At 72.7% G+C, this 19,464-nt stretch carries 14 protein-coding genes; 5 read left to right on the top strand and 9 right to left on the bottom strand.

The genetic code is table 11. The annotated features are described in order from the left end of the window. Window positions 1–32: 32 nt before the first annotated feature. Window positions 33–1,829, bottom strand: coding sequence for a DUF6350 family protein (locus ACFYWI_RS04320; RefSeq protein ID WP_389224958.1), 1,797 nt, complete (start codon window positions 1,827–1,829; stop codon window positions 33–35). A gap of 116 nt (window positions 1,830–1,945) precedes the next feature. Between ACFYWI_RS04320 and ACFYWI_RS04315 the strand changes: the two genes are divergently transcribed. Beyond that, the gene (locus tag ACFYWI_RS04315) at window positions 1,946–3,184 is read left to right on the top strand and encodes a sigma factor-like helix-turn-helix DNA-binding protein (protein ID WP_389224956.1); all 1,239 of its coding nucleotides are present in this window, start codon (window positions 1,946–1,948) and stop codon (window positions 3,182–3,184) included. Window positions 3,185–3,256: 72 nt separating this feature from the next. Here the strand turns inward: ACFYWI_RS04315 and sucD are convergent, their stop codons facing one another. The 7 genes from sucD to ACFYWI_RS04280 all read right to left on the bottom strand — a co-directional run bounded on the left by sucD (window position 3,257) and on the right by ACFYWI_RS04280 (window position 12,251). After that, window positions 3,257–4,141 (bottom strand): succinate--CoA ligase subunit alpha, encoded by an 885-nt coding sequence (gene sucD, locus ACFYWI_RS04310; RefSeq protein ID WP_389224954.1) that lies wholly within the window; start codon window positions 4,139–4,141, stop codon window positions 3,257–3,259. Between the two features lie 19 nt (window positions 4,142–4,160). Further along, on the bottom strand, window positions 4,161–5,342 hold the full coding sequence (sucC, locus tag ACFYWI_RS04305; protein WP_389224952.1) for an ADP-forming succinate--CoA ligase subunit beta: 1,182 nt from the start codon (window positions 5,340–5,342) through the stop codon (window positions 4,161–4,163). A 278-nt stretch (window positions 5,343–5,620) separates the two neighbouring features. Beyond that, entirely contained in the window at window positions 5,621–6,565 is a 945-nt protein-coding gene (locus ACFYWI_RS04300; RefSeq protein ID WP_389224950.1) for a hypothetical protein, read from the bottom strand. Between the two features lie 109 nt (window positions 6,566–6,674). Beyond that, the gene (locus ACFYWI_RS04295; RefSeq protein WP_389224948.1) at window positions 6,675–7,544 is read right to left on the bottom strand and encodes a hypothetical protein; all 870 of its coding nucleotides are present in this window, start codon (window positions 7,542–7,544) and stop codon (window positions 6,675–6,677) included. Window positions 7,545–7,648: 104 nt separating this feature from the next. Further along, window positions 7,649–8,818 (bottom strand): VWA domain-containing protein, encoded by a 1,170-nt coding sequence (locus ACFYWI_RS04290; RefSeq protein WP_389224946.1) that lies wholly within the window; start codon window positions 8,816–8,818, stop codon window positions 7,649–7,651. After that, entirely contained in the window at window positions 8,815–11,142 is a 2,328-nt protein-coding gene (locus ACFYWI_RS04285; protein WP_389224944.1) for a DUF5682 family protein, read from the bottom strand. Before ACFYWI_RS04285 ends, ACFYWI_RS04290 begins: the two co-directional genes overlap by 4 nt. Continuing rightward, a complete protein-coding gene (locus ACFYWI_RS04280) occupies window positions 11,139–12,251 on the bottom strand; it encodes an AAA family ATPase (protein ID WP_389224942.1) in 1,113 nt (370 codons plus the stop codon). The genes ACFYWI_RS04285 and ACFYWI_RS04280 overlap by 4 nt, the downstream gene beginning before the upstream one ends. Window positions 12,252–12,378: 127 nt before the next feature. On the opposite strand from ACFYWI_RS04280, the gene ACFYWI_RS04275 reads away from it, so the two are divergent. Then, a complete protein-coding gene (locus tag ACFYWI_RS04275) occupies window positions 12,379–13,737 on the top strand; it encodes an SWIM zinc finger family protein (protein WP_389224940.1) in 1,359 nt (452 codons plus the stop codon). Between the two features lie 10 nt (window positions 13,738–13,747). Continuing rightward, window positions 13,748–15,385: a DUF5691 domain-containing protein gene (locus tag ACFYWI_RS04270; RefSeq protein WP_389224938.1), complete on the top strand. Its 1,638-nt coding sequence runs from the start codon at window positions 13,748–13,750 to the stop codon at window positions 15,383–15,385. Between the two features lie 593 nt (window positions 15,386–15,978). On the opposite strand, the gene ACFYWI_RS04265 is transcribed toward ACFYWI_RS04270, so the two are convergent. Further along, window positions 15,979–16,392 (bottom strand): cobalamin B12-binding domain-containing protein, encoded by a 414-nt coding sequence (locus ACFYWI_RS04265; RefSeq protein ID WP_389224936.1) that lies wholly within the window; start codon window positions 16,390–16,392, stop codon window positions 15,979–15,981. A 353-nt stretch (window positions 16,393–16,745) separates the two neighbouring features. Between ACFYWI_RS04265 and ACFYWI_RS04260 the strand changes: the two genes are divergently transcribed. Together ACFYWI_RS04260 and ACFYWI_RS04255 are read left to right on the top strand one after the other, a co-directional pair. Further along, on the top strand, window positions 16,746–17,618 hold the full coding sequence (locus ACFYWI_RS04260) for an esterase/lipase family protein (RefSeq protein ID WP_389224934.1): 873 nt from the start codon (window positions 16,746–16,748) through the stop codon (window positions 17,616–17,618). Window positions 17,619–17,850: 232 nt separating this feature from the next. Next, the gene (locus ACFYWI_RS04255) at window positions 17,851–19,434 is read left to right on the top strand and encodes a peptidoglycan DD-metalloendopeptidase family protein (RefSeq protein ID WP_389224932.1); all 1,584 of its coding nucleotides are present in this window, start codon (window positions 17,851–17,853) and stop codon (window positions 19,432–19,434) included. Window positions 19,435–19,464 lie beyond the last annotated feature (30 nt).

Genomic DNA, 19,464 nt, shown 5'->3' with positions numbered 1-19,464 from the left:
GCGGCCGCCCGCGGCGTGCCCACCTCCCGTATTCACTGGCTGCCGTCCGACAGGTCGGTCGGTTCCGGCTGCTGCACGACGACCGGACCGGCGGTGGGCAAGGTGGGCGGCCCGGGCTGCAGGTCCCGGTCCTCCGACCGCCCAACGCTCCCGGAGCCGGGGTCGGAGACCGGGACCGTCGGCCCGGGACTCGACCGCGCCGGGGCGGCGATCCCGTCCTCCGGGGCGGCACCGGCGGGCCCGGGATCCGGCGTGCCCGCCTCGGCGCGGGATCCGGCTTCCGCCTCCCGCGCACCGGGCTGCCCGGGGGCGGAGGCCAGGGGAGGAGCCCCCTGGCCGGCCGGGGCTTCCCCCGTCTGCCCGAGGGCCGGGGTGAACTCCGTCTTCAGGCCGCGCGCGCCCTTCTTCAGCGCCGACCAGCGGGTTTCCCCGGGCGCTCGTTCCGGCCGGGGCATCGTCGACAGGAAGTCGTACGGCTCGATCTCCCCGTCGGCAGCCGCCTCCTCGGGCTCCGGCTCCGGCCCCGGCCCCGACTCGTCGGCCTTCTCCGCGCGCGGGGTACGCAGTCGCCATGCCCGCAGGCCCAGCGCCACCGGTACGCCGATGCCGGCCGTCCAGGCCAGCGCCGCCGCGCCCGCCTGCCACCACACAGGTCCGAACGCGGACAGGCGGCCTGTGCCGAGCGGGCCGCCCGCGGCAGCCGTGAGGGCGGCCGTCAGCACCGCGCAGCCGGCCGCCGCGAGCAGCGCCGTGAGCGCGGTCTCGCGCCGGCCCCGGGCGACCTCGCGCACCCCGTGCCGCGGCGCTGCCGTCCGCAGCGTGAACAGCGCGACGGTGACCCCCGCGGCCAGCGGTACCACCAGAGCCGCCCAGTGCAGCGGCGTCCCGCGTCCCTCCGCGGGGACCGCGGCGAGCAGCGGGAAGGCCGGCAGCGCGGGCGTCCCGGCGAGGGCGAGGGGTGTCGCGGTCGCGCCCGTTCCGAGGGCGAAGCCGGTGCCGAGGCCGTAGGCGGCGCCCCAGGCCGCCGCGTTCGGCACCAGCGCGAGGGTGAGCAGCAGCAGCGCGAGGCGGCCCGGCCATTCCACGGCGAGCTGGAGGAACGATTCCTGTACGGCCTGGCCGTGCCACACCACGGACACCGCGACCAGCAGAGCGCCACCGCCGAGCAGGATCAGCGCCCCGGCGGCACCGGCCCGCAGCGCGACGGCGACGCGGGTGCGGGCAAGCGTCCGGCGCAGCCGCTCGGGCAGCCGGGCCGGAAGTGGCCCAAGGGGTCTCCCGTACGCCGTCCATGCCCCGCAGGCCGCCGCGACAGCGGTCACCAGCGGCACGTGCGTCGCGGCACTGTACGGATTCGCCGGGAGGGCGCCGCGCGCCGCGAGGAGCAGGAACGGTACGGCGGCCAGCACGTACCCCGCGGTCACGGCGCACACCGCGCCTCCCGTTGTCGGCCTCGGCCGCCCCGGGTCGAGCTCCAGCACATCGCGCGCCGCCCGGTGCGCCGACCACACGGGGAGCGCGACCAGCAGCAGCGGGACGACTCCCATGGGGGCGGGGGCGCCGGAGAGCGTGTCCGTGCGGACGAGTTCGGTGCCGTGTGCCAGCAGCCACAGCCCTGCCGCGACGTGCAGCGCGCCGCCCGGCCCGCGGTCCGGGAACGGCGTAGTGATCCACAGCGCCATGACGAGCACGGTGATCGCGCCGAACCCGAGACCGGCCGCCGTCGCACCGCGGACGAAGGCCGCGGCCAGCGCGGTGGCCGGCCGGCCACCCTGTACGAGGACCGGCTCCGGTGAGATCGGCGGGCTGCTCTCGGTCAGTTGGGTCACGCGGCCATGCTGCCAACGACACGCACCATAGCCGTGTAACGGACGAACACCGGCTGTGTCGCTCAATATACGTTTATGTACTTTTTCGCCGAGTGTGGCGCTGAAGGGAGCCCTTCATGAGAGCGACTCCTCTGCCGCCCCCCAAGGAACGCCGCCGCCTTCGCGAGGCGAAGGGCCTGACCGAGGAGCAGGTGGCATCGGCGCTCGGCGTCGCCCGCGTGACGCTCAGGTCCTGGGAGATGGGCCGCACCAACCCGCAGGGCCGAAGGCGCGAGGTGTACGCGAGGTTTCTCGCGGCCATCGGGGAGGAAGCGCCCACCGCCCCACGCGCTCCCGGCATGCCGCCCTGCCCACCCGGCGCGCTCCGCGCTCCCGCCGCGCCCGGTGTGCGCAGCGGCACCACCGCCCGGCCCGTGGACGCCCGAGCAGCTGCCGTCGTCGGCAGGACCCCCGCCCGGTCGGGGCCCGCCGTACGGCACACCCCCGCGCCGGCCCGTGTGCCGTGGGACGTGCCCGACATGGTGCCGCCCGCTCCCCCGCGCTTTCCGGACGCGACCCCGGGCGAGGCCTTCGACGCGCTGTACTCGTACACCGCCCCCGCCCTCGTACGCCAGACGTATCTGCTCACCGGCCGCCGCCGGCTCGCTCTCGAGGCGGTCGAGCGCGCCTTCCATCTCGCCTGGCAGCGCTGGCCCGAAGTCGCCGTCGACTTCGACCCCGCGGGCTGGGTCCGGGCCACGGCGTACGAGTACGCCATGTCCCCCTGGCACCGGATGCGCCGCGCCCACCGGCATCCGGACAGACCGCCGGTCACCGAACCGGCCCGGCAGCCGCTGCTCGCGGCGCTGCAGGAGCTGCCGCCCTCCTACCGCCGCACGCTGCTGCTCTACGACGGCCTGGGCCTGGGCCTGCCGGAGACCGCGGCGGAGACCGAGGCGAGCACCCCGGCGGCCGTGAACCGGCTGCTGCACGCACGGGAGGCGGTCGCCGAGCGGGTACCCGAACTGGGCGAGCCCGAACTGCTCCGGGAGGAGCTCAAGGCGCTGGCCAACGACGTGCCCGTGCCACGCCTGGCCCCCGCCCGCACCGTGCGGGCGAACTGCGAGCGCCGGGCACAGGTGTGGACGCGGGTCGCCGTCGTCGCGACGACGCTGATCGTGGCCGCGACAGCGCTCACGCTGTTCACCGCGCCGCGGCACTACGAGCCGCCGGTACCGCGGGGTGAGCGGGTGGAGGGCGTACCGGAGCCGCACAACGGGCCGCAGCGGCTCAGCAAGAGGGACCAGCAGCTGCGCGACAAACTGCGGGCCGAGCCGGCCCACGGCCCGAACCGTATGGCCCCCCAGCTCCGCTGAGCCGCCCGAGCATGCGTGTGGGCCCGCTCCCGGTCACCCGGGGGCGGGCCCACACGCACTGCCTGGAAGAACTCAGCCGCCGAGGATCTCGCGGGCGAGCTTGGCCGTCTCGGTCGGCGTCTTGCCGACCTTGACGCCCGCGGCCTCGAGGGCCTCCTTCTTCGCCTGGGCGGTGCCGGAGGAGCCGGAGACGATGGCGCCGGCGTGGCCCATGGTCTTGCCCTCGGGCGCGGTGAAGCCCGCGACATAACCGACGACCGGCTTGGTGACGTTGGCCTTGATGAAGTCGGCCGCACGCTCCTCGGCGTCGCCGCCGATCTCACCGATCATCACGATCAGGTCGGTCTCCGGGTCGGCCTCGAAGGCCGCCAGGGCGTCGATGTGCGTGGTGCCGATGATCGGGTCGCCACCGATGCCGACGGCCGAGGAGAAGCCGATGTCACGGAGCTCGTACATCATCTGGTAGGTCAGCGTGCCGGACTTGGACACGAGACCGATGCGGCCGGGCTTGGTGATGTCGCCCGGGATGATGCCGGCGTTGGACTGGCCCGGAGTGATGAGGCCGGGGCAGTTCGGGCCGATGATCCGGGTCTTGTTGCCCTTGGACTTCGCGTACGCCCAGAAGGCGGCGGAGTCGTGGACGGCGATGCCCTCGGTGATCACGACGGCCAGCGGGATCTCGGCGTCGATCGCCTCGACCACGGCGGCCTTGGCGAAGGCCGGCGGGACGAAGAGGACGGACACGTTGGCGCCGGTCTTCTCGATCGCCTCGGCGACCGAGCCGAAGACGGGTACCTCGGTGCCGTCGAAGTCGACGGACGTACCGGCCTTGCGCGGGTTCACGCCACCGACGACGTTGGTGCCGTCACCCAGCATGAGCTTGGTGTGCTTCATGCCCGTGGCACCGGTCATGCCCTGGACGATGACCTTGCTGTCCTTGTCGAGGAAGATAGCCATGGTTCGGAGTCCTCTTCCCTTACTTCGCAGCCGCGGCGAGCTCGGCGGCCTTGTCGGCCGCACCATCCATGGTGTCCACACGCTGCACCAGCGGGTGGTTGGCGTCGGAGAGGATCTTGCGACCCAGCTCCGCGTTGTTGCCGTCGAGGCGCACGACCAGCGGCTTGGTGACCTCTTCGCCCTTCTCGGCGAGCAGGGCCAGGGCCTGGACGATGCCGTTGGCCACCTCGTCACAGGCGGTGATGCCGCCGAAGACGTTGACGAACACGGACTTGACGTCCGGGTCGCCGAGGATGATCTCCAGGCCGTTCGCCATCACCTGGGCGGAGGCGCCGCCACCGATGTCGAGGAAGTTGGCGGGCTTCACGCCGCCGTGGTTCTCACCGGCGTAGGCGACGACGTCGAGGGTCGACATGACCAGACCCGCGCCGTTGCCGATGATGCCGACCTCGCCGTCGAGCTTGACGTAGTTGAGGTTCTTGGCCTTGGCGGCAGCCTCGAGCGGGTTGGCTGCGGCCTTGTCCTCGAGGGCCGCGTGGTCGGGCTGACGGAAGTCGGCGTTCTCGTCGAGAGACACCTTTCCGTCGAGCGCGATGACACGACCGTCGGCGACCTTGGCCAGCGGGTTGACCTCGACGAGGAGCGCGTCCTCGGCGATGAAGGTCTTCCACAGGGTCACCAGGATCTCGGCGACCTGCTCCGCGACCTCGGCCGGGAACTTCGCGGTCGCGACGATCGCGGCGGCCTTCTCCGGGGTGACACCCTCGTTGGCGTCGACCGGGACCTTCGCGAGGGCCTCGGGCTTGGTGGCCGCGACCTCCTCGATGTCCATGCCGCCCTCGACGGAGGCCATGGCCAGGAAGGTGCGGTTGGTGCGGTCGAGGAGGTACGAGACGTAGTACTCCTCGGCGATCTCCGGAGCGGTCTCGGCGATCATCACCTTGTGGACCGTGTGGCCCTTGATGTCCATGCCAAGAATCTGACCGGCCTTCTCGACCGCGTCGGCCGGGTCGGAGGCCAGCTTCACGCCGCCGGCCTTGCCGCGGCCACCGACCTTGACCTGGGCCTTGACGACCGAACGGCCGCCCAGACGCTCGGTCGCCTCGCGCGCCGCCTCAGGCGTGTCGATGACTTCACCGGCCAGCACCGGTACACCGTGCTTGGCGAAGAGGTCCCTCGCCTGGTACTCGAACAGGTCCACGCGCGTCCGTCCCTTTTCTGATGATCGCGGTTCGTTATCTGCGTGGGCGTGCCGCTGAGGGCAACGTGACGGCACTGTCACAAGGGAGGCACACACGGTGTCCGTGGCGCGGCATGTCCGCCTGGCAGGTTATCCCCGCAGCACGCGGGTCCCTAAATCGCAGATCACACATGGGCGGTGATTACGGTCACAGCTCTCGACCGGTTCACCACGGCGGAGGGACGGCCTCCGAATGCGGAGACCGTCCCTCACATGGTCGAGCAGGTGCTCAAACGTGCTCAGATGCCGTACGGCAGGTAGCTCGGGGTCACATCGGAGACCACACCCTGGGCGCCCGAAACAGCGTTGCCGGCGAGCGGTGAGACATCGCCCGTGACGTTCGCCGCTACACCCTGCGCGAACGGCTGGGCCTGGGAGGCGACGCCACCGGCGAACGGCTGCACGTCACCGGCCACACCCTGGGCGAGGCCGGTGGCGCTGCCGCCGATGCCGTACGTGACGGGCTGGACGTGGTCGACGACGGTCTCGGCCAGCGGCCGGACCGCGCCGGTGACACCGCCCGCGAACGGCTGGACCTCGGAGGCGACGCCACCGGCGAACGGCTGCACCTCGGAGACCACACCGCCGGCGAACGGCGTCACCTCGGACAGGACGCTCTGCGCGAGGAAGCCGGCGTCGCCGACCGCCTGACCGGCGACCGGGAGGGCGCCGGAGACGGCGCGGGCGGCGATGGGCGGAAGGACGTCGTGGCCGGTCTCGTCGGCGATCGGGCCGGAGGCGGCGACGACACCCTGGGCACCGGCCGCGGCCTGGCCCGGGGCCTGCTCGAGGTCCGGTGCGAACGCGGCGAGCGGACCGAAGAGGTAGTCGATCTCGTGCTGGGCGTCGACCGACGGGACCTCGACCGACGGAGCCTGGACGGCGGGAGCCTGGACGTGGGGGACGGCCGGGGCCTGGACCCGGGGGGCCGAGGGGGTCCGGACCTTGGGGGCGGAGGGGGTGTCGACGGAAGGAGCGACGTCCGTGGCGTCGGCGCCCTGGACCCCGGCCTTGACGTCCTCGACACCGTCCTCGACGACGTCGGTCACGTCGATGGCCTTGTCGGGCGTGGTGAGCTTCGCGGACACGGGCAGCTCGTCGGCGCTGGCCGCGGCGGTCCCGAGGGCCCACATACCCGTGGCGGTGGCGGCGACGGCTATGGAACGACGGATGTTCTTGTGCATGCTTGCGTCAGATCCTTCGAATTGTTTCGGCTGTCCGGAGAAATCCGGTGTGGCGGGCAGACCTGTCCCACCCCCGCGTGGCAGGTCGGATGCGGGGGAACGGGCTGCCCTAGCCGGGGAATTCGAGAATGTCGCGCGGCCTGTCACGAGTCGGCGGCTCGGCCGCCACCCAGCGGTCGCCGGTGGACGACGCCAGCGGCGATCCGTACGAGAACGTGGCCGCCTGCTGGTCGCCCGTACGGGATGTGTGGGACTCGCCGGACTGATGGATCGCGCCCTGCTGGGAGCTGCAGGGCCCGAACGGTTGCGGGGCGGGCACGGGCGCCGGCTCCGGGCGGACATCGCCCCGCTGCCGGCCGAGCGCACCCTGGCTGCCGAGGGTCCCGCCGAGGCGGTTCGCCGTGGCGGTCCCGTCCGTACGGGGGGCCGCCGTCCGGCCGTCACTGCCGGTGTGCGCCAGGGAGGCCGCAGCGGGGACGGTGGCCGTCTGCGGATCCGCGGCCGGGCCCTGACCCGTGTCGGTCGCGTCGCCGCCCGGGGACGAGGGGCCGCCGGGGACAGCCGGCAACTCGCCGCGAGGCGGCTTGGGCACGGGCAGCACCTCACCCAGAGGCCGGGTAAGGTCCCGCACGGTGTCCGTGACCGGCGCTGCCGCCTGGCGCAGGGAGTCCACCGAGCCCGTGGCCACCTGGCCCGGTTCACGGACCGGGACCGAACCGGCGACTCCGGCAGTGGTGGCGGTGGCGGTGGCGGCAGTAGTGGTTCGGGCTGCCTGTGTCTTCGCCTGCACGGCCGTCGACCCGGCCTCGGCCTGGACCTGGGATGCAGGCGACTCGGCCGCCTGCGCCTGCCCTGCGAAGAGGAAACCGACCGTCAGCAGGCCCCCGAGGAAGAGCATCACGTGCAGCGCGCGCGACCCGGCCGCCACCCGGCGCAGTGCGCGCGGGACGGCAGCGGAACCAAGCGCTGCGGCAGTCACGATGGAGGAAGCCTTCCGGGTCGGCCCCGGCCGGCGGAGGCCGGCCTTCCGGGGGATCGGGCACGATGCTCGCACGAGCCTCCCGGGGGCACGCAAGTCCTACGTTACTGATGGGTCGCCATGTCCGGTATGGGCAGGGGTCGCTTCTCGATCGCCGCCGCCATGACGTCCGGAAAGAGGTCCGGCGTACAGGCGAACGCCGGGGCGCCGAGCGCCGCGAGGGCCGCCGCGTGCTCGCGGTCGTATGCCGGTGTGCCCTCGTCGGAGAGCGCGAGAAGTGCGACGAACTGCACACCCGAGGCCTTCATCGCCGAGACCCGCTTGAGCATTTCGTCCCGTATGCCACCTTCGTAGAGGTCACTGATGAGCACGACGACGGTGTCGGCGGGCCGCGTGATCTGCGACTGGCAGTACGCGAGCGCCCTGTTGATGTCGGTGCCACCGCCGAGCTGGGTGCCGAACAGCACATCGACCGGGTCGTCGAGCTGGTCGGTGAGGTCGACGACGGCGGTGTCGAAGACGACGAGGCGGGTGGCGATGGAGCGCATCGAGGCCAGGACCGCGCCGAACACGGAGGCGTAGACGACCGATGCGGCCATCGACCCCGACTGGTCGATGCAGAGCACCACCTCCTTCTTCACCGACTGCGACGCGCGGCCGTATCCGATGAGCCGCTCGGGGACGACGGTGTTGAACTCGGGCAGGTAGTTCTTCAGGTTCGCCCGGATCGTGCGGTCCCAGTCGATGTCCCGGTGGCGCGGACGGTTGATCTTCGCCGAGCGGTCGAGCGCGCCGGTCAGCGTGGAACGGGTGCGGGTCGCCAGCTTCTTCTCCAGGTCGTCGACGACCTTGCGGACCACGGCCCGGGCCGTCTCCTTGGTCGTCTCCGGCATCGCCTTGTTGAGCGAGAGCAGGGTGCCGACGAGATGGACGTCCGCCTCCACGGCCTCCAGCATCTCCGGCTCCAGCAGCAGCGCGGACAGGCCGAGCCGGTCGATGGCGTCGCGCTGCATGACCTGGACGACCGAGCTGGGGAAGTACGTGCGGATGTCGCCGAGCCAGCGGGCGACGGACGGCGCCGACGCTCCGAGGCCGGCGGAGCGGCTGCCGCCCCGGGACGCGGCGCCGGAGCCCGCTCCGTAGAGTGACGCCAGGGCGCCGTCCATGGCCGCGTCCGTGCCCGCGAGGGCGCAGCCCGTGCCGTCGGCTCCGGACTCGCCGCCCAGCACGAGCCGCCAGCGCCGCAGCCGCTCGTCGTGCTCCGTCCGTGTCATCGGGCCACCCCCGCCAGGTTGTTGTCGTCGATGCGGTCACCTGTGGTGCCGACGATACCGAGGAGCAGATGCAGGACGGGCAGCACCGCGTCCGCGCGCCCCTCGTCCAGGCCGGGCCCGAAGCCGGGGGCCGCGGTCTCACTCCGCGCGGGCCCGGCCGTCGCCGCGGGTCCGCGTCGTACCAGCTCCCCCAGGGTGCGGCGTACACCCGGTTCGTACGCCGAGAACGTGCGGCGCAGCAGCGGCAGTACATCGGTGAAGGCGCCCGCGGGCACGGCGGTCAGCCAGGCGTCCACGAGCCCGAGCAGCCGCTCGTCATGGACCAGGAGGAGACCGCCTCCCGAGGCGCCCCCCACGAACCCCTCGATCCAGGCCGCTGCTTCGGCGGGCTCGGTGCCCGAAGAGAGAGCGAGGGCCATCAGCCGCGCGGCCTCGTCCTCCTCGAGCCGTCCGTCGTCCAGCAGCAGCCGGGCCGCACGGCCGCGGATCACGCCGGGGACGGTGTCGCGGCCGGCGAGCCTGCGCAGCACCGAAGTCCAGCGCTCGCCCACCTCACGGGCCTCGGGCAGCAGCCCTATCGCGGTGTGCACGCCGTCCAGATGGCCGCGCATCTCGGCCGCGCCGTCCGCGTCGAGCGCGGTGCAGGCGGGCGGCAGCCCGACACAGATCCGCTCGGCGATCCCGGCCGCGACCTCACCGAGCGCGGCCGTGTCCGTGGAACGTACGTCGCCGTACCGCAAGGAGCGGGCGAGGGCGGGCAGGGCCTGGGCGAGATGACCCACGTCCGAGTCCAGTGCCGCCCGGTCGGCCAGTGCCTTCATCACCACGGGCAGCGCGTCGGGCAGTTCGGCCAGCAGGCACTGCTCGGCGAGCGCGGTGACCTCGCCGAGCGCGGTGGCCGACACTGCCTGCGACTCGGCCTTCGCCGTGGCGGCGGAGAGCACCGTGGTGCCCCACACTCCGGCCTCGGCGACCTTGACGGACAGCTCGGGCTCCCAGCGCAGCCGCCAGCTCTCCCGGAAGGTGCCGGTGCTGCCGCGGCCGGTCACGGGCTCGCCCCAGCCGACGCTCAGCAGCCGCAGCCGGTGCAGCAGCCGGCTCCTGGCCGCGTCGGTGTCCTTGCGCAGATCCAGGTCCAGTTCGCGCTCGAGCGCCTCCGGCTTGAGCCGCAGGCTGCGCTGCCGGCGGGTCAGGTCGCGCTGCAGCGGCACGGCCGGTGCGCTGTCCGGCACCTCGCCGAGCACATCACCGACGATGAGCCGGTCACGGACGAGATCGAGCGGCACATCGGAGCCGTCGCACATCACGGCCCGTACGGCGTCGGTGGTCTCGCCCAGCCCGGCGAGTGGCCGACCGCGCATGACGGCAAGGGTCTGGGCAAGCCGGACGGCCTCGATGACATGGGCGGACGACACCATCCGGTCCTCGTCGCGCAGCAGTCCGGCGACCTTGGTCATCCATCGCTCGACAGGCCGGTCGGGCGCGCTGAACAGATGCCCGTACCAGCCGGGCGAGTCGATGCCCGCGCCGTAGCCTCCGTGCCGCGCCAGCCTGCGGTGCGTCCAGGGCACCCAGGTCATCTCGGTCCTGACCCTGGGCAGCCCTTTGAGGAGGGCGCGGTCGGCGGCGACGGTCGTCTTCTCCTCGAGAGCCGGAACATGCCACGCTCCGCACACAACGGCGACGTCGTCACCGAACTCCTTGCGCGCGGAACGCAGTTGGAGGCGCATATAGGCCTCGCGGACGAGATCCCGGTCGCGTCCACCGTGTCCGTACGCCTCCCGCAGGGCGGCCATGGCGTCTCCGAGCGCGAGAAACGGCCCGTACGGATCGGCATCGCGGTCCCCGGTGCCGCGATGCTCGATGACGTCTTCCCACCAGCGCTCGGGGTCGTCGTATCCGGCGGTCCCGGCCAGCACGGCGATCGGGTCGATGCGCAGCCCGGCCCGGTCCTCGGCGCCGCCCTCGTCGGTCTCCTCGCCGTCGGCCGGGTCCGAGGACTCCGCCGCGAGCGAGTGCGCGGCCGGCAGGTCGATGAAGCGCACCGCAACTCCACGGGCCAGCGCCCAGCGGATGGCCACCCACTCGGGGGAGAATTCCGCCAGCGGCCAGAACGCCGCCCTGCCCGGATCGTCCACCGCATGGGCGAGCAGCGCGACCGGCGGGCGCATCTGCTCGTCCGCGGCCAGCGCGAGCAGCGCGTCCCCCTCCGGTGGCCCTTCGATCAGCACGGCCGGGGGCGAGGCCGCGTCCAGCGCGGCCCGCACCGCCCGCGCCGAGCCCGGCCCATGGTGACGGACGCCGAGCAACAGCGGCCCGGTCATGCGCTCACCTCGCGGCAGGCGCGGTAGAAGTCCTTCCAGCCGTCCCGCTCGCGCACCACCGTCTCCAGGTACTCCTGCCAGATGACCCGGTCGGCCGCCGGGTCGCGGACGACCGCCCCGAGGATGCCGGCCGCCACGTCCCCCGGCCGCAGCACGCCGTCGCCGAAGTGCGCGGCCAGCGCCAGGCCTCCGGTGACGACGGAGATCGCCTCGGCCGTCGACAGCGTCCCGGAGGGCGACTTGATCTTGGTGCGGCCGTCGGTGGACACCCCGTCGCGCAGCTCCCGGAAGACGGTGACGACCCGGCGGATCTCCTCGAGCCCTTCCGGCGCGGCCGGCAGATCGAGCGAGCGTCCTATCTGGTCCACGCGCCGCGACACGATGTCGACCTCGGCGTCCGGTGTCGCGGGCAGCGGCAGCACCACGGTGTTGAAGCGACGGCGAAGCGCGCTGGACAGATCATTGACCCCGCGGTCACGGTCGTTGGCCGTGGCGATGAGATTGAACCCGCGCACCGCCTGCACCTCCTGCCCCAACTCCGGTACGGGCAGCGTCTTCTCGGACAGGATCGTGATCAGCGAGTCCTGTACGTCGGCGGGAATACGAGTGAGCTCCTCGACGCGCGCGGTCATGCCGTCGGACATGGCGCGCATGACGGGGCTCGGTACGAGCGCGTCGCGGCTGGGTCCGTGCGCCAGCAACTGGGCGTAGTTCCAGCCGTAGCGGATCGCCTCCTCGGGCGTGCCCGCCGTGCCCTGCACCAGCAGGGTCGAGTCGCCGCTGACGGCGGCGGCGAGGTGCTCGGACACCCATGTCTTGGCGGTGCCGGGCACGCCGAGAAGCAGCAGGGCACGGTCCGTGGCGAGCGTGGTGACGGCGACCTCGACGATCCGGCGGGGCCCCACGTACTTGGGCGTGATCACCGTCCCGTCGCCGAGTGTGCCGCCGAGAAGGTAGGTGGAGACGGCCCACGGCGACATCCGCCAGTTCACCGGCCGCGGGCGGTCGTCGGCCGCGGCGAGCGCCTTGAGCTCGTCGGCGAATGCGTCCTCTGCGTGCGGCCGCAGGGCCTCGGTAGCGGTGGTTGCGCCGGTTTCGGACACGGTCATGCTCCCCCTCCAGATCGTTCGACCCGATGTGTGATCCACGGTGCACCATGCCACTGACAATCACCCCGGCCGACCGTAAAGGCGCAGGTCAAGGGCGTTGTCAGTGGCGGGCCGTAGCGTCGTGGTCATGAATCAGCTGGGGGTGCGCTGGACGTCGGAACAGGTGCTGGCACTGGCTCCTGACGACGCGTCACGCAAAGCGGGGAACAAACTCGGCGCGGCCGGGCCGTGGTCGGGCGCGGGCAGCACCGGCTCGGGGGCGGTGTGGGGCCTGTGCAAGGGGAGCGGCAGCAAGCCCTACCAAACGGTGGTGGACACCGCGGGCCCCGCGTACAAGTGCAGTTGCCCGAGCCGGAAGTTCCCGTGCAAACACGCGCTGGGACTGCTGCTGCTGTGGGCGGCGGACGATCAGGCCGTACAGACCGTGCAGGACTCGGCGGTTCCCGAGTGGGCCGAGGAGTGGCTGGCAGGACGCAGAAAGCGCACGGAGGCCACGGAACAGAGCGGCGCGGGCGCGGGAGGGGCCGCGAGGAGCACCGATCCACAAGCGGTCCGGCGCCGCGCCGAGCAGCGGGCAGGGCGGATCACCGCCGGCGCGACCGAGCTGGAGCAGCGGCTGTCCGATCTGCTGCGCGGCGGCCTGGCCGCGGCCGAGCAGTCGGGTTACGGACTGTGGGAGGAGACCGCGGCTCGCATGGTCGACGCTCAGGCGCCGGGACTGGCGGGCCGGGTCCGCGAGTTGGGTGCGATCCCCGGCTCGGGGCCGGGCTGGCCGGTGCGCCTGCTGGAGGAGTGCGCGCTGATCCATCTGCTGGACTCGGCATGGCTGGGCCGTGAGCGGCTGCCGGAGCCGCTGGCCGCGACGGTGCGGACGAGAGTGGGACTCACGGCACCCGCCGACGGCCCGCCGGTGCGCGACCACTGGCTGATCCTGGCCCAGTACGACTCCGCGGACGGCAGAATCACCACCCGCCGCATCTGGCTGTACGGACGGGAGACGGGCCGCACCGCGCTGCTGCTGTCCTTCGGAGCCGCGGGCCGCTCACCGCAACAGGCCCTGCCGGTGGGGCTGATGATCGACGCGGAGGTCGTGCCGTACGGGGGCGCGGGGCAGCTGCGGGCGGACCTGGGCACGCCGTTCGGCGGGCCCGTCCCGATGGGCGGGGCGCCACCGGGCGGGTCGGCCGCGTCGGCCGTCGAGGCGTACGGCCGGGCTCTGCGCGACGACCCGTGGCTGGACTCCTGGCCGGTGACGCTGCAAGGCGTCATACCCGTCCCGCACGAGGACGGATGGCAACTGGCCGACGCGGACGGCAGGTCCGCGCTGCCCATGGCTCCCGCGACGCTCTCCCGTCCCGGGCTGTGGAAGCTCGTGGCGCTCTCCGGCGGCCACCCCGTCACAGTCTTCGGCGAGTTCGGCCACCAGGGCTTTGCGCCGCTCACGGCCTGGCCGGGGGACGGCTCCGAGACCGTCCCGCTCATCTGAAGGAGGCCCAATGACCAGTGAGGGAGTCCTCATGGCCGACAGCACCACGAGCACATCGGCGTGGGAGGAGCTCGTCACCGCGGCCCTTCTCGGCACCGACCGCCGTACGCCGTCCCCCGACCTGATGCCACCGGGCAAGGACGCCCCGGTCGCGCTTCTCGACGCCGCCGCGCTGCACACCGTACGGCGCAGGGCGGGTCTGGAGCCGGCGGTGGCCGCGGCCCGGCCGGAGGCCGCCCCGCACGACGGGCGCCCGGCGCTGCCCGCGCCCGCCCGGCGGCGGCTGGCCCAGTTGCTGGCCGACCGGTCCGTGCCCTCGGGCGGCGGCCGGCGGGGCACCGCCCCGGATCTGACCGAGCTGCTCCCCCAGTGGCTGGCCGCCGCCAACGAGCGCGGTTTCCAGGCACCGCCGCCGCTCCTGCCCGCACTGCTCGACGCCGCCCGGGCGCGTACGGATCTGCGGCCCCAGGCCCTCGCCTTCGCCGGGGTCCGCGGGCTGTGGCTCGCCCGGCTCAATCCGGAGTGGAAGTTCGCCCTGCGCGGCGGATCCGCCGGCTCCGCACTGCCCGACACGGGCGACACGGAGGGTGTGGAGAGGCTGTGGCAGGAGGGCCTGTTCGCCGAACGGGTCGCCCTGCTGACGGCCGTACGGGCACACGATGCGGGCGCCGCGCTGTCGCTGCTGAGCGCGACATGGGCCACGGAGCGCGCGGAGGACCGGCTGATGTTCCTCGACTCGCTGCGCGCGGGGCTGTCCGACGCGGACGAGACCTTCCTGGAGCAGGCCCTGTCCGACCGCAGCCGCAACGTGCGCGCCACGGCGGCGGAGCTGCTCTCCGCCCTGCCGGGTTCGGCGCTCGCCGGGCGGATGGCGGCGCGGGCGGCGTCCTGCGTCGCCCTGGACCACGGCGGCGACGGGGGCGCTGAGATCACCGTGGAGGCGCCGCACGAATGCGATGCGGACATGCAGCGCGACGGTGTGGTGCCGGCGCCGCCGTCAGGTCGGGGCGAACGATCCTGGTGGCTCGGCCAGTTGGTGGAGTCGGCTCCGCTGTCCGTCTGGCCCGACCGGCTCGGCGGCCGCCCGCCCGAGGAGATCGTCGCGCTGCCGGTGGCCGACGACTGGGACGACGAGCTGCACGCCGCGTGGTGCCGGGCTGCGGTGCGTCAGCGCGACGCCGCCTGGTCCCGCGCCCTGCTCGGCCCACCCTCCACGCCCCCGGCGACGGGCCCCGGCACGACGTCCCTGGCCGAGCGGTCCAAGCTGCTCGCGACGCTGCCGGCGGGCGAACGGGCATCCTGGGTCGCGGAGTTCATCGCGGCGCACGGGCTGTCGGAGGCGTTCCAGCTCCTCGGCGTCTGCGCGGTTCCCTGGGCTGAGCCACTGGGCCGCTCGGTGGTCGATGCCCTCGACATCGCGCGCGATGCGGGCAGCTACCCCTGGAGCTTCAGCGGCGTGATGGGCCTGGCGGAACGCTGCCTGGACCCGGCCGAGGCCCACCGCCTGGAGGCCCTGACGGCCACCCCCGACGAACCGGAGGACGCGTCACCGGGAGCGGGCGGTTACTGGTCGGAGGCGTTCCAGCGCCTGGTCTCCACGCTGACGCTCCGCGCGACGATGCACACGGAGCTGTCGCGACGGGACTGAGACCGGGACGTGGCGCGCCCGGGCGTGGCGCCCCCGGGATGCGGTGCGGTGCGCGTTCCGGGGGCGCGTGCGGTTGCAGGTGGGTGGGTGCGGGGGCCGTGGCCTCCGGAGCGGGGCACCCGGACTGCATTCCTCACCGCGCTACGCGCGAGCTGCGCCGCGTGGTGCGCCCCCCTGGAGCGCCTGTCCGGTTTCGGGTCGGGCGCCGTGGTCTCCGGAGCGGGGTACCGGACTGCATTCCTCACCGCGCTACGCGCGAGTTGCGCCGCTTCGCGTCAGGGCACCCCTCTCCTGCGACCCCGTCCCCCTCAAGTGGGTGGGCGGCCGCGGGACGGTGGCCGTTCCGAGGGACGGGCACAGCTTCCCTAGGTGGTGGGTGCGCGGCACGGGGGTCCGCCACACGAACCGGGTGGGGCGGGCCCGGGCCATATGGCCCGGGCCGGGGTCGTGTCCGGGACGGACCCGGCCACGCCGGAGAGGCGCGCCCCCGAGGGCGCCACGCACCCCGACCAGGACACGCCCGGGAAAACGCGCGCCCGAGGGCATCCGCGGACACGGGCGGGGCCGACCCGGATATGCCGCGCGCTCGAGGGCTACGCTCCGGCCGGCTCACGGACGTTTGCGTTGACCCAGTCAACGATCGACGCCGTCGTCGCCCCCGGGGTGAAGATCTCCGCGACACCCTTCTCCTTCAGCGGCGCGATGTCCGCCTCCGGGATGATGCCGCCGCCGAAGACCTTGATGTCCTCCGCGTCGCGTTCCTTCAGGAGCTCGATGACCTTGGCGAAGAGCGTGTTGTGCGCCCCGGAGAGGATCGAGAGGCCGATCGCGTCGGCGTCCTCCTGGATCGCCGTGTCCACGATCTGCTCGGGAGTCTGGTGGAGCCCCGTGTAGATGACCTCCATACCTGCGTCACGCAGCGCACGCGCGATCACCTTGGCGCCGCGATCGTGGCCGTCGAGACCCGGCTTGGCCACCACCACGCGGATCGGACCGGTCACACCCATCACTGCCTCCACATACCGACATACCGACTGCGCCGCCAGTGGGCAGACGCGGAGAGTGAACGAACGTTATCTCCAGAAGTCCAGCATCGCGCAACCCACCGTTTCGCGGAGGTCGGCGAGGGGGAAATCACACCTGGGACATTTTCGAAGCGCGTCGTACCGGCATCAGGCGTCGCACACGCCCGCAGGGACGGTCGCGCAGGGGAGCCGCCACGGGTCCACTCCAGGTGTCGTACCACCGCGCCGACAGCCGCACGGCACGGTGGTGCGGCACCGCCGTCGACCTCTCAAGCACCCCATGAGGGCACACGGGGGACGGAGCCGTCCTCCGTGTGCCGTTCGGGAGGTCGGCCATGAAGGTTCTGCCCTTCAACGTTCCAGCGCTCAACGTCTTGCCGTGCAACCTTCGACTCTCGACCGCCCTCCTGCGCGCCACCGCCCTTGAGCTGGCGATTCTCGCCGCGCACCTGATCCTTTACCCTTCCGGCCTCACCCCCGAGCGCCCTGCCCGCGCCGCAGCCCGCCGGAAGGGCCCGCTTCCCGCGGAAACGGGATCCGGGGCCGGACCCGCCCGGCTGCCGAGCACGCCCACGGCCGTCCCCGTCGTCCTCCTCCACGGCTTCATCGACAACCGCTCCGTCTTCGTCCTGCTCCGCCGCTCCCTGGCCGGTCCGGACCGACGCCACGTCGAGTGCCTCAACTACTCCCCGCTCATCCGCGACGTCCGCACCGCGGCCGAGCTGCTCGGCCGCCATGTGGAGGAGATCTGCACCCGTACCGGCCACAGCGAGGTCGACATCGTCGGGCACAGCCTCGGCGGTCTGATCGCCCGCTACTACGTGCAGCGCCTCGGCGGCGACCAGCACGTGCGCACCCTCGTCACCCTCGGCACCCCGCACTCCGGCACCACCGTCGCGCCCCTCGCCGGCGCGCATCCGATCGTCCGGCAGATGCGGCCCGACTCCCCGGTGATCGAGGAGCTGCGCAGGCCGGCCCCCGGGTGCCGCACCAGATTTGTGAGCTTCTGGAGCGATCTCGACCAGATCATGGCCCCGATCGAGACAGCCTGCATCGACCACCCGGACCTCATCGTGGAGAACGTGCGGGTGAGCGGAATCGGACACCTCGCCCTGCCGGTCCACCCCGCCGTCGCGACCCGCATCCGCCAGGCCCTCGACTCCGGAGAGTCGGCCACGGGCGCTCCTGGGGCTGCCTCCGTCGCCTGACCGCCCTTGCCCGGCAGACGTCCAAACATCGAACACTCATCGAACGTAGAGCCAAAGCTGTGCCGCAGACCGCCGAAAGACGGCCGAATGCCCGTTTCCTGCTTGCCCGGATGCCGCCGAAGATTGTCGCCGTCGCGTACCGCCGGGTACAGTCGCGCCACTGCTTCCCCCTGGGCCCCGTCATCAGGCGGCCCCGGGCACTGGTTCTGCTGCCGAGGCGAGAGAGAAGTTGGTGAACGACCAGCACACCCACGCCGGATACACCGGCTACGCCACCGGCAGCTTCGACTCCGACCCGCTCTTCGGCGCCCTTCCGGGCAGTTACGAAGAGGGCCACAGCGGCCAGTACGACTCGACCCAGTGGAGCACCGGGTCGCAGCCCACCACCGGCTACGAGGCCTACGCGACGGCGGAGCAGGCCCAACAGCCGCAGTACGACCAGCAGTACGACGCCACCGGCCAGTGGGACGCGAACGCCTGGAACCAGAGCGCGCACACCGGCCAGTACGAGACGGCCGCGGCCACCTTCGCCTACGACACCACCGGCCACTGGGCGACGCCGGGCTACGACACCGGCGCCTACGACGCCACCGTGTGGAACTCCGGCGCTGCCACGGGCACGACCGGCACGGCAGAGGCTTTCGTCCCGCAACAGTTCACGCCGGAGCAGGAGTTCGTCCCGGTCGTCGGCTACGACACCACCGGCTATGGGGCCAACGGCTACGAGGCGGCCGGTTACGAAACCGACAGCTACGGGGCGACCGGCCCCGAGGCGGGCTACGACGCCGGTTACGAGTCGGGCTACGACGCCACGGCCGAGTTCCAGAGCACGGAGTTCCAGGACCCCGACCTCCAGGACACCGACTTCCAGGCCGAAGCCGCGCCGGAGTCCGAACCGGAAGCGGCAGCCGAGTACGACTACGAGTACACGTACGAAGCCGAGGATGCCGCCGAGTCCGGCACCGAGCCGGATTCCGAGGCAGAGGACGAACACGACGCCCTCACCCGGACGATGGTCGCCGCCGTACCCTCCGCGTCGATCACGCCCCGCCCGGTCCGTCGCTCCGGCGGCAGCCGCGGCCGGCGCCGTACGCCCGCCAAACGCTCGGCCCTGCTGACCGTTGCCGTGCCCTCCGCCTGCGTGATGGGCGTCGCCGGTATCGCCGCCGCGTCCGTCGGCAACCTCAACGGCGCCGAGGCCAAGGACGAGACCGCCAATCTGTCGGCCGCCGAACCGGATTCCGTGAAGCCGATCGCCGCGAACAGCAAGATGGATACGCAGCTCGCCGCGCTCAGCGCCGACGCCCGCGACTTCGGCGACCGCGCCTCGCGCACCCAGGAACGCCTCGATCTCAAGGCGCGTCAGGAGGCGGAGAAGAAGAAACGCGAGGCAGAGGCGGCGCGACGCGAGGCACTGCGCCCCAAGTTCGTCCTGCCGGTGAAGCAGGACGGCCTCAGCGCCTACTACGGCCAGTCCGGTGTCAACTGGATGTCGTTGCACACGGGTATCGACTTCCCTGTCCAGTACGGCACCGAGGTTTTGGCCGCCACCGACGGCACCGTGCGCACCCAGTGGAACAGCGCCTACGGCAACATGGCGATCGTGACCGCCGCCGACGGCACCGAGACCTGGTACTGCCACCTCAGCACCACCAAGATCCGCTCAGGGTCGGTCAAGGCGGGCGATGTCATCGCCTACTCGGGCAACTCGGGCAACTCCACCGGTCCGCACCTGCACTTCGAGGTCCGGCCAGGTGGCGGCTCGGCGATAGACCCGCTGCCGTGGCTCCGCTCGCACGGCCTGAACCCGACGTAGCCGGACCGTCCGGTCCCTGAACCGGATGCA

It is taken from the genome of Streptomyces sp. NPDC002889 (genome assembly GCF_042888425.1).
GTDB lineage: Bacteria > Actinomycetota > Actinomycetes > Streptomycetales > Streptomycetaceae > Streptomyces.
Note: the sequence above shows the minus strand (reverse complement) of the source record. Positions and strands in the feature narration are given on the sequence as shown.

Bases quoted from the DNA above. Each gene is read 5' to 3' on its own strand.
- ACFYWI_RS04315 (WP_389224956.1), top strand. From the start codon at position 1,946: ATGAGAGCGACTCCTCTGCCGCCCCCCAAGGAACGCCGCCGCCTTCGC.
- sucD (WP_389224954.1), bottom strand. From the start codon at position 4,141: ATGGCTATCTTCCTCGACAAGGACAGCAAGGTCATCGTCCAGGGCATG.
- ACFYWI_RS04300 (WP_389224950.1), bottom strand. From the start codon at position 6,565: ATGCACAAGAACATCCGTCGTTCCATAGCCGTCGCCGCCACCGCCACG.
- ACFYWI_RS04290 (WP_389224946.1), bottom strand. From the start codon at position 8,818: ATGACACGGACGGAGCACGACGAGCGGCTGCGGCGCTGGCGGCTCGTG.
- ACFYWI_RS04285 (WP_389224944.1), bottom strand. From the start codon at position 11,142: ATGACCGGGCCGCTGTTGCTCGGCGTCCGTCACCATGGGCCGGGCTCG.
- ACFYWI_RS04280 (WP_389224942.1), bottom strand. From the start codon at position 12,251: ATGACCGTGTCCGAAACCGGCGCAACCACCGCTACCGAGGCCCTGCGG.
- ACFYWI_RS04275 (WP_389224940.1), top strand. From the start codon at position 12,379: ATGAATCAGCTGGGGGTGCGCTGGACGTCGGAACAGGTGCTGGCACTG.
- ACFYWI_RS04270 (WP_389224938.1), top strand. From the start codon at position 13,748: ATGACCAGTGAGGGAGTCCTCATGGCCGACAGCACCACGAGCACATCG.
- ACFYWI_RS04265 (WP_389224936.1), bottom strand. From the start codon at position 16,392: ATGGGTGTGACCGGTCCGATCCGCGTGGTGGTGGCCAAGCCGGGTCTC.
- ACFYWI_RS04260 (WP_389224934.1), top strand. From the start codon at position 16,746: ATGAAGGTTCTGCCCTTCAACGTTCCAGCGCTCAACGTCTTGCCGTGC.